Consider the following 13465-nt stretch of genomic DNA (forward strand, 5'->3'; position numbering starts at 1 on the left):
TCATCGCGCTTACCTTCATCAAATCCATCCCATGGGTACCGCTCGAACCGCCGCGGGTGGGTGTCGACGTCTTCCCCCGGAAGGCATCCACCCGGACAAAAATAACTTCGTAGTTGCTGGCTCCGGTTGGCGTCGCCGTCGGACGTGGGGCCCACGCTGGCATCTGCGATCGGTCGCCATTGAGCGCAAGCAACACGTGTGCTGCTTGCACGATGTGCGGTGACGCCGCAGCGGCACAGGCCACCGCTCGGGGGATATGAAGGATCAGTGACGGCAACTTTTGCGTGAAAAAGGGCTGCCCGGTGAAGGAAAGCTACGAGAGTAGCAATAGCATCGGGCTGCCCGCCCGCTTAACGCCGCGAACCTTGATGCTGCGCGCTGAAGCCTACGACGCAGGCCTGCGCGCCGGTGAAGTCATCGGCGCGCAGGCCATTGGTATCGACACTCCGCGAATGACCCTGCGGATGACGCCATGCAGAGGCCGCCTTCGAAGCGACCGAACCGCCCTCCTCGCTCGCCCTCAACCCTAGAATCTCCAGCGCAATCCCAACGTGCCGGTATGGTCCTGGTTTCCGCCACCGAACTGGCCGGTATAGCGCAAGCCAAGCGTTGCCATGGGCGAGATGGCGAAGTCGGCGCGCAGTTCGGCCAGCGCCGCGTTCTGCGCGATCGGTGCACCCGTTACCGTGAACGGCTGGCTGCCATCGAAAGCCAGCGTGGTAGCCGGGCGTACGTCGCCGAACGCATGGCGCCAGCCGGCTCCGACGTAGAACGCCGCCTCAGTGCCGCCAAACTGGACGCGCGCGCTGGTACGCAGGCCGAGCGTTGTGGTGGTCAACGTGTTGCTATCGCCTGGGCTGTGCAGGGCGGCCGAGCCGCCCGCCTCCGCGAAGCTGCGCGTGCGTGTGTCGCTCCACGCCACGCCCCCGTACGGCTCGAGCTGGATGGTTGCCGATAGAGGCATGGCGAAGCCGGCTTCCGTGAAGACTTGCGCGGTGCTGGCGTGATAGCTGGCGGTCAGGGACTGCACCGTACTGCCGCCGAGGCTGGCCTGCCGGTCCGTGTCGGCGTCGTGCCAGCTATAGGCGGTACCGAACAGCCATTTGAGCTTGCCGCCGCCAAGCGCGAATGCGCGGCCGCCGTAGAGCGTCGCGCTGAATGAATCGGTGATGGCGCGCGACGACCGTTCGCTCACTCGCAGCGTACTGTTGGCGTAGCCGAACGCGCCGCCGATGCGCCAGCCTTGCCCCACCGCACCGTCGCCACCCAGATAGAAGCCGCCAGTCTGCTGGCGCACGCGCGCTGCATCTGCGCTTCCATGAAAGGTCTGCCAGTTGCCAAGCACTTCCACCCACAGCGGCTGGGCGGCGGAAATGGGCAGTGCGGCAGCCGGCAGGAGGCCACCAAGCTGGGCGATGGGCGCGCCGGGCAGCATGCCGGCGGACAGGCTGTCATTCAAATGCGCCAGCGGCAGCGCCCGCGCCCCACCCGCCAGGGTCATCAGACCCGTGGACACGCTTGCGTGGGCCTCCCCGGAAAGGCTGTCGAAGACGGCCGGCGGCGCGCCCTCGGGCAACGTCACCACGGCTTCGTGCACCGGGTTGCTGTCCGGCAGGGTCTCCAGTGCGTTAGCCACGGCACGCTGGTTGCCGGTGACTGCGGCATCGGCAAAGCGCATCGCACGCGCGGTGCCCCCGCCAGCGCCACCACCTGCGCCCGGAACGAGCGGCGAGACGGGCGGCACGGGGTCCGTCACCACCTTGCGCGTGAGTGCCAGGGTGACTTCATTGGCGCCATAGGTCAGCGTCGGGTCGAGGAACGCGTAGTTCGAGCTGACCGATGCAAAGCGGCCCTGCACCGTGCCGGCGGTCAGGATGCTGTAGCGGCGCGTGGACGCGAAGTTGCCGTCGGGGCCGGCATGGACCACCGCACCGCCCAGTGTGGCTGTACCGCTCACCGCAACGCGGTCGCTGGCCGACGATGCCGGGTCGGCTTCCACTCGATAGGTCGAACCCGACGCCAGCGTCAAGTTGCCGTTGACCGTCAGCGTGCCGATGGAATTGCCCGGTGCCAGCGTGCCGCCCGATGCAATCACGGTACTTCCGACGCTGCCAGCGCCGCTCAGCGTGGCGCCGTTGTTCACCGTGACCGCCCCTGCCACACTGCCGTTCACGGCCAGCGTGCCCGCGTTCACCGTCGTCGCCCCGGTATAGGTGTTCGCGCCGCTCAGCGTCAGCGTGCCAGCGCCGATCTTGACCAGCCCCCCGCCGCTGCCGCCACCGGCCCCGCCATCCTCGATCGTGCCGCTTACGGTGGTGGACGTGTTGTTGCCCCCTACGGTCAGGACGTTCTGGCCAAGCTGGAAGCGCCCCGCCCCGGCGATGGCGCCGGCGGTGATCCGATGGTCGAACGCCGGACCGGACGTGCCCGAGAAATCGACCCAGCCCCCGGCCTCCGTCACCAGCGAGGCGTTGCCAGCGGTACTCCAGCCCCAGAACTCGGTGTAGCTGCCACTGCGGGTCGTCACCTGGCTGTTACCGCCGGTGCTGCCCTCCTGAAACGACATCACGCCGCCGTTGTTGACAATCGTCGCATTGGCCGCCGTGCTGCTGCCGAGCAGGTATGTGAACCCGCCGAGGTTCGTCACCTGCGCATTGCCAAGGCTGCCTGCGCCGAAGAGTTGGATGTAGCCGGATCGATTGACTACCTGTCGGCCACCGAGATCAAAGTTCCCATACAGGCGAAGCGTGCCGCCATCGACACTGACCCCGCCAGTGCCCAGCGCCCCATTGACGTTTGCGCTCAGCGTGCCAGCACTGACCAGCGTGCCACCGGCATAGGTGTTCACGGCGTTCAGGTCGAGCGTGGCGCTCCCCGCCTTGGTCAGACTGCCGGGGCCGTCGATGATACCGTTGTACGTGAGCGTGCCGTTCGTCACCTCGAACGTACCGCCCCCCGCCCCGAGCGTCGTTGCGCGCGCCGTGGTCATGGCTGCGGTAGTCCGCAGCGTGCCGCCGTTCAACCCAAGTGTGCCGGCTGGCGCGCCAAGGTTGGCGTCCGAGGCAATCGCCAGCGTACCGCCCAGGATTTGCCAGCTTGTGATATCGGTATTGGTACCGGCGAGGGTCCAGACCGAGGCACCGATTTTCTGGAAATGCTCGAAGCCACGATAAAGGCCGGCGTTGCCGATGCCGCCACTCAATGTGGCAGCGCCGGTGTCGCCAGCCAGCACAAACGTGTCATCCGTGCCGTAGGCTTCGATTCTCCCCACGACGCTGTTGGTCCAGAACTCGAAGCGGTTCGTGCCGCCCGTGAACTGGACAGCCGCCAAGCCGGGGCCGCCTGCTACGATGGTCCCCTTGTTGACGATGGTCAGGTTGCTGCCGAGCACGCCCACGCCGCCGGCGCCTGCGGCGCCGTTAGCTGCCCGCGAACCATCCATGTTCATGCCGCCCGAGCCACCGGCGCCTCCCGCGCCACCCATGATCATGCCCTCGTTTAGCAGCGTGGACCCGCTGGCCAGCTCCATGCCGCTGCCCCCCACCCCGCCCTTTCCTCCCAGGCTGCCGTAGAGATCGTAGACGCCGTCGCCGCCGTTGCCCCCGGCCCCGCCGTTGCCGCCCGCCACCACGGCATTTGCTTCGATATGTACGGTGGCCGCACTGCTCACCAATATGCCGACACCGCCGTCGCCGCCGTTGCCGGCGCCCGAGAAGCCGGGCATCGGTTTTGACGCGCCGCCATTCCCGCCGCTGCCACCCGAGCCGCCGTACACCGCGCCGCCCGCCTTCACAAGGATATCGGCGCTACCCGCGTGGATCAGGCCGTATCCGCCTTCGCCGCCACCGCCGCCGCCGCCCTGGTAGCCCGCTTGCGGGTCGGTCGCATCGCTTCCACCGTTGCCGCCCCGGCCGCCGTTGCCGCCGAACACTGCGGTGGAGATGGTAGTCGGCACGGCAGCCCTGACCATGCCATCTGCCCCACCTCCGCCGCCGCCGCCACCGCCCCCTGTGAACCAGGCATAGTCGAATTGCCCGTCGCCACCATTGCCGCCGAACTGGCCTGGCGCGGTACCCGCTGTGCCGGCCAGCCCCAGCGGCGTTGTCTGAGACGAACTGATGCCACCCGAGCCACCGGCCCCGTTGCGAGCGCCACCGCCGCCACCAGTCCCGTCGCCATCGAACACCGTAAGACCGCTCTGCCCAGCCTGGCCCGCGAGGTAGCCGCCCCACCCACCTGGTAGGAAGGCAGTGTAGCCCCCGGCACCGCCGTTCCCGCCAGAGGCTTGTGCCGGCGACACGGCAACGGACATCGTGAAGAGGGCGACGGCGCCGGCAATGGCGCGCAGGCACGGCTGTTCACCGGCGGAGAGACTCGAATGTCTTGTCATGCGGATTTTTAACCGGCCAAGCCGGCGACCTTTTTTACGCGCGGCAGCCGTCTGCTTGCTGGCTATGTCCGCGCTTTCATTGTTTTAATGTGCGGGCGCCCGTGCGAACCTCAGCGGCGCCGGCGAAAAGCCGCAACGGCATAGGCGACTGGTCCCTCGGGACCGGATTTTCGCATTTTACGGATCGAAAGATGCGTTTACGTGGCTTGGAAGCGCTGCGGCCTGCAGGCTCCGTGTTGCTTTTGAACCACTACGAAAGGCTTATGTCGATTCCGAGGCATCATCGATCAAACATCGACTGGCATAACCGAGCGGCGATAAGAGGTGCCGGCTACAGATGCAGAAGCGCCCTTCAACGCCACCCGAGACCGGGAGACACCTGCTGCAGAACGGTCTCAATGACGTGGGCGCAATATTCCACGCCGAGCTGGTTCGGGATCGTCAGCAGTAGCGTATCCGCCGCGGCGATGGCCTCATCCTTTGCCAACATGTCGATGAGTACGTCAGGTTCTGCAGCGTAATTCCGCCCAAAAATCTTCTGCACGTCATCCTCGAGGAAGCCGAAGGTGTCCGCGGTCTGCGTGCCACGACCGAAATACGCCCGGTCCTGCTCGTTGACCAAGGGGAAGATGCTACGGGTCACCGAGACCCGCGGCTCCCGGGTATGACCTGCCTCTTTCCATGCGGCGCGGTATGCGCGAATCTGCTCGGCTTGCTGGATATGGAGAGGACGCCCGGATTCGTCGTTCTTCAGCGTCGAGGCCTGCAGGTTCATACCCATTCTGGCGGCCCATTGCGCCGTCGCATTTGCGCCCGAACCCCACCAGATGCGGTCCCGGAGGCCTTCGGAATGCGGCTCGACCCGTAGCAGTCCTGGTGGGTTGGCAAACATCGGCCGCGGGTTCGGCTGCGCGAAGCCCTTGCCTTGCAGGACTTCGTAGAACACCTCTGTATGCTGCCGTGCCAGATCGGCGTGGCTTTCGCCTTCGGCAGGCGCGTAGCCGAAATAGCGCCACCCGTCCACGACCTGCTCACCGGAGCCTCGGCTGATGCCAAGCTGCAGCCGGCCGCCGGAAATCAAATCAACCGCACCGGCTTCCTCCGCCATGTACAGAGGGTTTTCGTAACGCATGTCGATGACCCCGGTGCCGATCTCGATGCGTCTGGTTCTCGCGCCGACTGCCGCAAGCAGCGGGAATGGCGAGGCCAACTGCTGCGCAAAGTGATGGACGCGGAAGAATGCCCCATCCGCGCCCAGTTCCTCGGCAGCGACAGCCAGCTCGATCGATTGCAGCAGCACATCGGCCGCGGTCCTCGTGCGAGAGCTCGGGCTTTGGCCCCAATGGCCGAAAGAGAGAAAGCCGATCTTTTTCATGACGGTGTACTACAGTGGTGCTCCGATTCGGGTTGGCGGGTCGCGCGTCAGTCGGTCAATCAGCGGGTAATCCGGGACGGCGGCCTATTCCGCCGGGAAGTCTGTCGAGGCTGACAGCATCTTCCATATTTCCGTTTCCGTGGCCACATACGCGTTTTTCTCGGCGATAGCTTGCAGCGTATCGGTCCCGAGCGGCAAGCGCAACGGCGGTGTTTCCGCGTCGACCAGCGCGACGACAGCAGTTGCCAACCGCTCTGGATCGCCGGGCTGGTTGTGATTGATGACAACGGCAAGCTCGCGCAGCTTGCCCGAGCTCTCGGCGTAGTCGTCGATGACGTCCGTGCCGACCACAAGCGACGATGTGTCAAGGAAATCCGTGCGGAAGAATCCGGGCTCGATCATGGTTGCATGGATGCCGAGCGGCTTCAGTTCCGCCTGCAGCGCTTCGGTGATGCCCTCGACCGCGAACTTCGTCGAGCTATACACGCCGACGCCCGCTGACGCCTGATAACCCACGATCGACGACAGGTTGATGACGTGGCCCGAACGCTGCTTGCGCATCGTCGGCAGCACCGCTCGCGTCACGCGCAGCAAGCCGAAAACGTTGGTTTCATAGATACGGCGGATGTCGGCGTCGCTCGATTCTTCGATGGCAGCAAGCAGACCGAACCCCGCATTGTTGATCAGTACGTCGATGCGACCGAACCTGTCGATGGCGGCATCGACGGCGGCGTTGACTTGGGCTTCGTCCGTCACGTCGAGGGGAACCGCCAGCAGCGCAGGCGATTCGCCCAGCCGCTCGACGATTGCGGAGGCATTTCGACCCGTGGCAACTACCGCGTTGCCATCGGCAAGGGCTGCCTTCGCCATCAGCGCGCCAAGACCGCGCGTTGCACCGGTAATGAACCAGACGCGCTTGAACTGTTCTTTCGTATGGGTAGTCATGAGTTGCTCCTGAGTGGGGGTGAAATTCGATGAACGGGCTCAGCATTGCTGGCGTCCCAACACCGCACCCGCCCGATCCGGGATGATGCGGGGACTTCTGGCGGCGAGGGCGATCACCGTCGCGACACCCAACGCCAAGACACCGATCAATGCGCCAGCGACACCGATCTCGGGCAGACCAAGCGCGCCGATGACGTTGCCGCCAACGACCGCACCCATACCGATTCCGGCGTTGAAGATGGAAACGCTGAGCGATGCCGTCACGTCTTGGAGCTCAGGAGGCACTGCACGAATCGTCCGGACGTGGTTGGTCACGAACCCGGCCGCGTGTGCGGCTCCCCAGACCGCGAGCGCCGCCATAGCGGCGAGATGGCTATCCAGTAGGTAGGGAAAAGCGGCCATGGCGAGTCCGGCGATGACAACGGCGGCGACTGCCGCACGTAGAGGATTCACATCCACGAACCGGCCAGCAATTTCATTGCCAACGATGCCCGCAACGCCGAACCCCATCAGGATCCAGCCGGTCGAGGTACTGCTGAAATGCCCGACCCGCGTCAGTAGGTCGGCGAGGTAGGTGTAGGACGTAAACATGGCCGTCAAGGCGAGAAAAGACATCGCCAGATGGCTCACGATTTTGGGTTGGATCAGCGACCTGAAAGACGCATGGGTGGTGTCCTCGGGCAGCGCCTCCATGCGGGGAAAGAACTTCCACATCAGGAGCGCCATGGTGGCGCAGAGTGCGGCGCCGGCGGCAAATGCCATCCGCCATCCAAACGCGTCGGCCAATATCGTGGTGATAGGCGATCCGATGACGCTAGCGATGGACACGCCGGCGAATACTGTGGAGATGGCGCGTCCGGCGTTGCCTGGCTCGGATATCCGGGCCGCTGTCGATGTAGCCATACTCCAGAACACGGGCAGCGCCAGGGCCGAAGCGATCCGTCCGGCCGCCAGTACCCCATAGTTCGGTGCCATCGCTGCGATGGCCGCACCGACGGCGGTGACCGCGAGGACGCCGGTGAAGAGCTGTCGCCGCTCGACCCGTCGCAACGCGAGCGTCAGGAAGGGGCCCGTTATCGCCACGGTGAAAGCGAAGGCAGTGACCAGCAACCCGACCTGCGGCACCGGCACGTCAAGATCCTGCGCGATCAGCGGAATGACGCCGATGATATTGAATTCATTGGTGAGCATCGCAAAGGCGGCTGCGGCCAACAGGGGAACCGGAAGTTTCATGATCTCTGTCCTCGCGCGCGGTCCCGGCCCGGCTGGTGGCTGCACCGCATGATCAATCGGGGGGGGCGCCAACCGCAAGGGCCGGCGCGTGGAGACTTTTCCAGAGGCGGCGGCGCGATACCGGCCGCCCTGCTTCTTAGAAATCCTGCACCGTGGGACGGATCACGATCTCATTCACGTCGACGGACGCAGGCTGGGCGATGGCATATGCGATAGCCTGGGCAATCGCATCGGCCGGAATGGCCATCTTGTAGAAATCGACGACGAAATCTCGGCTGTCTTTGTCACCGGAGCCGAACTTGAGATCGGTGTCGATCGCCCCAGGTGAGATGACGGTGGTGCGAATGTTGCCGCCGACCTCGTGCCGCAGTCCTTCGGAAATGGCGCGGACCGCGAACTTGGTGCCCGAATACACCGTACCGCCCGGGCTGAAGACTTTCAGCCCGACAATCGACGCGATGTTCACAAAATGACCGAATTGCTGCTGTTCAAAGACCGGGAGCGCCGCAGCAACGCCGTAGAGAAGCCCTTTGATGTTGATGTCGATCATGCGGTCCCATTCTTCAGTCTTCCGAAGCGTCAGGGGCGCGATGGCCATCAGCCCGGCGTTGTTCACCATCACATCGAGACGGCCGTGCTGGGCGACGACATTGCTGACCAGGCGATCGACCTGCGCCTGGTCGGTGACATCGACGTGATGCGCGGACGCCTTGCCGCCTTTTGCCTGAATATCGGCAGCGATTTGCTTGAGCTCGTCTATGCGACGCGCGGCCAGTGCGACGGTTGCGCCTTGCGAGGCCAGCAGCCTTGCGGTGGCTTCTCCGATTCCACTCGATGCACCGGTGATGAGGACGACTTTGCTTGACATGACTGTTCTCCAAGGGAGGTTGAACTGCTTGGAGACAAGTCTCGGCTACGGAGCGATTTTTGATTAGACTAGAATATCTGGAATCTCTTTTCCACGTATGCAAAAGTCACCATGACCGAACTTACGGATCTGAACGACATCGCCGTCTTCGTGCGTGTGGTGCAGCTCGATAGCTTCAGCCGCGCAGCGCAAGCGCTGGGCATGCCGGTCTCGACGGTGAGCCGAAAGGTCACCGCCCTGGAACAACGCCTCGGCGTGACGCTCTTGCAACGTACGACGCGCAAACTCAGCCTGACGACGCAGGGGCGCGCTTACTACGACCAGTGCAGCGAGCCGTTGAGTCACCTTTTCGACGCGGAGCACGCGATTACCGAGACGCAGCGCAAACCGGAAGGGCTGCTCCGAGTATCGGGTCCGGTAATGCTGGAATATGAGCCCTTCTATACATTTCTATCGGCATTCTTGAACAAGTATCCAGGCATCCAAGTGGACCTGTACTTCACCAACCTGTTCGTGGACCTGATCGCGGAGAACGTGGACGTCGCCATTCGCTTCGGCGATTTGCAAGACTCCAGCCTGGTCGCGCAACGCGTAGGAAGAAGCGTGCGGTACTTGGTTGCGTCGCCGGAGTACGCGCGGACTCATACCCTCCCCGCTCGGCCAGAAGACCTCCGCGAGCATCCATGCGTTCTGATCAATGCTCGGAACAATGAGACGGACTGGCACTTGATGAGCGGCCGAAAGTCGGCAAAGATCCGGGTGACCGGCCCTGTCGCCGCACGTGACTTTCACATCGTGAACGCATTTGTACGGCGCGGGCATGGTATCGCGCTCCTTCCTTCCGGATATGCCGATGCGCAGATCGCCAGCGGTGAGCTTGTGCGTATCTTGCCGAACTGGTCATCGCCGGAGATATCGGTGCACGCCGTTTATCCGACGCGCCGCTTTATGCCGTCGAAGCTAAGAGCTTTTCTTGAGGAGTTGAAGGCTTGGGACAGCCCTCTTTGGCTTCCGCAGTGAGTCGCGAAACCTAATTGCAATGGGGGAGACTTTCGAAGACGGTGGTGAGCAAGGCCGGGCGTGGGCCAGTGGCTGTACACGACCCTTCCCACCTGTCGCGCCCGGGCGCACGCAAGGCCATCAGCGCCGTCGCCACGCCAGATTTTTGAAGATGTGGTTCTCATTGACTGCATCCCGAGTACTTTCGGCACACAGAGTCGTCTAAAATTCACGTGGTCCGAAGCGCGCAGAGGCTGAATTCCCCCCATCCCGGGTCGGGCCACATCGCCATCTGTCCTGACATTGAATTGGCTATGACAAAAGAGCTTGTCCGCGTACAAAGCGGCGTTCCCGGCCTGGACACGATCCTCTGCGGTGGCCTGGTGAAAGGCGCCGCCTATATCGTTCAAGGCAGCCCTGGTGCCGGAAAGACCATCCTGGCCAACCAGATCGCATTCAACCAAATCCGCGATGGCGGCCGGGCGCTATATGTGACCCTCCTTGCCGAGTCGCACGACCGGCTCTTTCAAGCCCTGTCGATGTTCGACTTCTACGATCCGTCTGCAGTCGGGCGGGATCTGTTCTATATCAGCCTGTTCAAGGTACTACGTGAGGAAGGGCTCGCCGCACTGGTCAACGCATTGCGCAACGAGCTTGCACGGCATCACTGCACGACCCTAGTGCTCGATGGACTGCTGATCGCAAAAGACAAGGCGGAGTCCGCGCTTGACGTCAAGACATTCGTGGCCGAACTGCAGAGTCATACCGCTTTCACTGGCTGCACGGTGCTATTCCTGACCAGCGCCCCAATCGACGATGTAAGCCCAGAGCACACCATGGTCGACGGGGTCATACAGCTCAAGGAAGAACTAGTAGGTATCCGCACGGTCCGTCAGTTGCGCATTTCCAAGTCTCGAGGCAGTGCCGCCCTGGGTGGCTTGCATCAGTACCGGATTTCGGAGACCGGCATTGACGTGTATCCCCGGCTGGAGGCACTTCTTGGTACGCCGTCGAGCGAGGAATGGCTGCGCGACGAGCGCATTGCAACAGGCGTACACGGCCTGGAACAGTTGATCGGAGGCGGCCTGCCCCCTGCGGCCGTCACCCTCCTGATGGGCCCTGCCGGCAGCGGCAAAACGACCTTCGGGCTGAACTTCCTAAGTCTCGCGACGCCCGAGAAGCCCGCGCTCTACTTTGGCTTCTATGAATCGCCACAACGACTGAAAGCCAAAGGCGGAGCACTCGGGATTGATCTGGAGGCACTGGAACGCGCCGGTGCGCTCATTATCCTTTGGAACCCGATGACCGAAAACCTGCTCGACTCTCTCGGTCATCAGCTTCTCGATACGGTTCGCCAGCGACGCGTGCATCGCCTGTTCATTGACGGTATGACCGGATTCGAACGGGCGGCGGTTTATCCAGCGCGGCTGAGCGAATTCTATACGGCCCTGACGAACGAATTGCGCGCCATGGGTGTGTCGTCCGTCGCGACGCTGGAGATGCGAGACCTTAACGGGCTTGCCGGTACAGACCCCCTTCCTGAATTCACCAGCTTGATGGACAACCTTGTTTTGTTGCGACAGGCAGGCATGCACGGCGAACTGAGGCGGTTTATTGGCGTGGTGAAAATGCGCGACAGCGCTTTTGATACCGCTTTCCACAATGTCGTCATTGGCCCGGGGGGCTTGCAGGTTGCGAACCGGTTAATCATCCCTGGCGATACGGTCGACAAAGACGCCGGCATCGCATCCCCCAGTGTCCAAGCGCCCTCGGGGGCCTGAGTATCATGGCTACAGTAGTGGTCATCGACGACGAGACCATGAATGCCGACGCCCTGGCATTCGTACTCACGGCCGAGGGACTGGAGGTTCGAACCGCAGCGGACGGCGAGGCCGGATTGCGGCTGATCTCGGACCTCCGGCCGGATGTCATAGTCACTGATTTCATGATGCCGATCATGACAGGACTTGACCTAGCACGCGCTGTTCGGGCGGACGCCTCGCACGCAAACTCTAAAATTCCAATCATTCTCTTCACTGCGGCACAGGCAGAAATCGGGCGCAGCCATCCTGATTTGTTCGACGTTGTCTTTGAAAAGCCTTGCTCGCCCAAGGAAATTGTTGCGGCAGTGCTTCGTCTGGCGAAACAGCAACGCAACACGTGAATGCCCGCCTGGTGCGCCTCGCTGGCTGCCAGCGCGGACAGCGGCTGTGCTTCGCGTCGCCCATGAGCAATTCGACGTTCCGTCGGCACTGATCGACCACAGGGGCGACGTGCTAAGGACATACGGTAGCACGAAGGGTATCTTGACACTGCCCGCCGGGGAGCCCTCCCTCAATCTCACGGATCTCGTCCCACGGGAATGGGTGTCACAACTTCAATACGGCATCCGCCAAGTGCTGGAAGCGCACGAGCCTCTGACCTTGACAAACCTGAAAGCCGGCGTTGCAAAGGACACTCAGCTAAGCATGCGACTTACCCCGCTCCAGACCTTGGGTGGAAGTGCATGGGACCGTATTCTGGTGTCTTTCATACAGGAGCAAGACTGTACCGACGCACTTGGTGCGGGCGACTCCGACCTTCTACAAGACGACCTTGCTGTGGGCGCCAGCGTCAACTGGAAAGACGAAGCGCGCACGTCCCGCGAGGAACTGGAAGCGTCGCGCGAGGAATTGCAGGCCCTCAACGAGGAACTCAAGGCGTCCAACGAACAGCTCAAACAGAGCAACGAGGATCTCAACGATGTCAATCGCGACCTGACGAGGAACATCGAGCGGCTCGCGATGCAAAGCCGCGTGTTGCTTTCCGGCCAGGTCATGGCTCTTTTTCTTGATCTCGAACTGAGACTTCAGTGGTTCACGCCGGCGATGCGGGACGTATTTCCACTGAGGCCGGCCGACACCGGGAGGAAAATCGCTGACCTCGTGCCGATATTCCGCGACCCTGACTTCTATACCGACATCCAGCATGTGGTCCGCACCGGCGAAGCGCGCGAAGCCGTCACACGCGACGACAAGGGCCGAAGCTTTCTGCGCAAGACATTTCCGTACCTCTCAGAGACAGCCGCGATCGCCGGTGTGGCGATTACGTTCGCCGATATCGGCGCTCATATGGGCTCAGAGGCGCTAGACAAGCGAGGAGCCTAGACCCAGATAGGGTACGCATGGCAGGCGGCATCCCCGTATCAGATACCCGCCAGCGATTCGCCGCTGACCAATCCTTCGATGATGTCCGTCCCGTGCTGGACCGCTGCGCGCTTGGCCACACCCAAATCGGCCCACTGTGCATCCGGTACTTGAAAGACTCGCCCGCTGTCGGCTGTCGGCGCGATACCCTCCCGACATATCACTACGGAGGCGCTGTAGCTACGGTCCGGCCTTCGTTCATGCCATTCACGCGGCGGATCGTATTTGTAGACTAGCGGGTAAATGTCGAAGCCTTTGCTGTTTGCTGCCGGATAAGTGTCCATGCCATGCTCCCAAGGAGAAGTCTCCCACTCTACGCTGATTGTCCGCGACGGCCAGCATCTATTTTTGGGCCTGGACGCACCCTAGACGACGTAGGACAACGGCCTACATCCCTCGACGATGTTCCCGTTCAGCATGACAGTCTCTCGCAAACTCTTGCGACACGGGCTAACCGCCGCATTGATCAA

The 13465-nt window shown here is 62.8% G+C and carries 10 protein-coding genes; 4 read left to right on the plus strand and 6 right to left on the minus strand.

Annotated elements, in window-relative coordinates:
• Nucleotides 1-526 precede the first annotated feature (526 nt).
• From A9J21_RS16675 to A9J21_RS16695, 5 genes are all read right to left on the minus strand, one after another.
• Nucleotides 527-4390, minus strand: a complete 3864-nt coding sequence (locus A9J21_RS16675) for an autotransporter domain-containing protein (protein ID WP_156545963.1) — start codon at nucleotides 4388-4390, stop codon at nucleotides 527-529.
• A gap of 352 nt (nucleotides 4391-4742) precedes the next feature.
• Nucleotides 4743-5765, minus strand: coding sequence for an LLM class flavin-dependent oxidoreductase (locus tag A9J21_RS16680; RefSeq protein ID WP_066737564.1), 1023 nt, complete (start codon nucleotides 5763-5765; stop codon nucleotides 4743-4745).
• A gap of 84 nt (nucleotides 5766-5849) precedes the next feature.
• The gene (locus tag A9J21_RS16685; protein WP_066737566.1) at nucleotides 5850-6710 is read right to left on the minus strand and encodes an oxidoreductase; all 861 of its coding nucleotides are present in this window, start codon (nucleotides 6708-6710) and stop codon (nucleotides 5850-5852) included.
• 39 nt (nucleotides 6711-6749) lie between these two features.
• Nucleotides 6750-7943: an MFS transporter gene (locus A9J21_RS16690; protein ID WP_066737568.1), complete on the minus strand. Its 1194-nt coding sequence runs from the start codon at nucleotides 7941-7943 to the stop codon at nucleotides 6750-6752.
• A gap of 136 nt (nucleotides 7944-8079) precedes the next feature.
• Complete coding sequence (locus A9J21_RS16695; RefSeq protein ID WP_066737570.1) at nucleotides 8080-8811, minus strand: SDR family oxidoreductase; 732 nt, start codon at nucleotides 8809-8811, stop codon at nucleotides 8080-8082.
• Between the two features lie 111 nt (nucleotides 8812-8922).
• Here A9J21_RS16695 and A9J21_RS16700 point away from each other — a divergent pair, with 111 nt between their 5' ends.
• From A9J21_RS16700 to A9J21_RS16715, 4 genes are all read left to right on the plus strand, one after another.
• The gene (locus tag A9J21_RS16700; RefSeq protein WP_066737572.1) at nucleotides 8923-9831 is read left to right on the plus strand and encodes a LysR family transcriptional regulator; all 909 of its coding nucleotides are present in this window, start codon (nucleotides 8923-8925) and stop codon (nucleotides 9829-9831) included.
• Between the two features lie 293 nt (nucleotides 9832-10124).
• Nucleotides 10125-11591 carry an ATPase domain-containing protein gene (locus A9J21_RS16705; protein ID WP_066737574.1) on the plus strand — a complete coding sequence of 489 codons (1467 nt, stop codon included), beginning with the start codon at nucleotides 10125-10127 and terminating at the stop codon, nucleotides 11589-11591.
• 5 nt (nucleotides 11592-11596) lie between these two features.
• A complete protein-coding gene (locus A9J21_RS32360; RefSeq protein WP_066737576.1) occupies nucleotides 11597-11974 on the plus strand; it encodes a response regulator in 378 nt (125 codons plus the stop codon).
• A gap of 142 nt (nucleotides 11975-12116) precedes the next feature.
• Nucleotides 12117-12956, plus strand: coding sequence for a PAS domain-containing protein (locus A9J21_RS16715; RefSeq protein WP_231906955.1), 840 nt, complete (start codon nucleotides 12117-12119; stop codon nucleotides 12954-12956).
• Between the two features lie 38 nt (nucleotides 12957-12994).
• On the opposite strand, the gene A9J21_RS16720 is transcribed toward A9J21_RS16715, so the two are convergent.
• Nucleotides 12995-13279, minus strand: coding sequence for a hypothetical protein (locus A9J21_RS16720; RefSeq protein ID WP_066737583.1), 285 nt, complete (start codon nucleotides 13277-13279; stop codon nucleotides 12995-12997).
• Nucleotides 13280-13465: the final 186 nt, after the last annotated feature.

Source organism: Cupriavidus sp. D384, assembly GCF_001652915.1.
GTDB lineage: Bacteria > Pseudomonadota > Gammaproteobacteria > Burkholderiales > Burkholderiaceae > Cupriavidus.

Bases quoted from the DNA above. Each gene is read 5' to 3' on its own strand.
- A9J21_RS32360 (WP_066737576.1), top strand. From the start codon at position 11,597: ATGGCTACAGTAGTGGTCATCGACGACGAGACCATGAATGCCGACGCC.
- A9J21_RS16705 (WP_066737574.1), top strand. From the start codon at position 10,125: ATGACAAAAGAGCTTGTCCGCGTACAAAGCGGCGTTCCCGGCCTGGAC.
- A9J21_RS16690 (WP_066737568.1), bottom strand. From the start codon at position 7,943: ATGAAACTTCCGGTTCCCCTGTTGGCCGCAGCCGCCTTTGCGATGCTC.
- A9J21_RS16695 (WP_066737570.1), bottom strand. From the start codon at position 8,811: ATGTCAAGCAAAGTCGTCCTCATCACCGGTGCATCGAGTGGAATCGGA.
- A9J21_RS16685 (WP_066737566.1), bottom strand. From the start codon at position 6,710: ATGACTACCCATACGAAAGAACAGTTCAAGCGCGTCTGGTTCATTACC.
- A9J21_RS16675 (WP_156545963.1), bottom strand. From the start codon at position 4,390: ATGACAAGACATTCGAGTCTCTCCGCCGGTGAACAGCCGTGCCTGCGC.
- A9J21_RS16700 (WP_066737572.1), top strand. From the start codon at position 8,923: ATGACCGAACTTACGGATCTGAACGACATCGCCGTCTTCGTGCGTGTG.
- A9J21_RS16680 (WP_066737564.1), bottom strand. From the start codon at position 5,765: ATGAAAAAGATCGGCTTTCTCTCTTTCGGCCATTGGGGCCAAAGCCCG.
- A9J21_RS16720 (WP_066737583.1), bottom strand. From the start codon at position 13,279: ATGGACACTTATCCGGCAGCAAACAGCAAAGGCTTCGACATTTACCCG.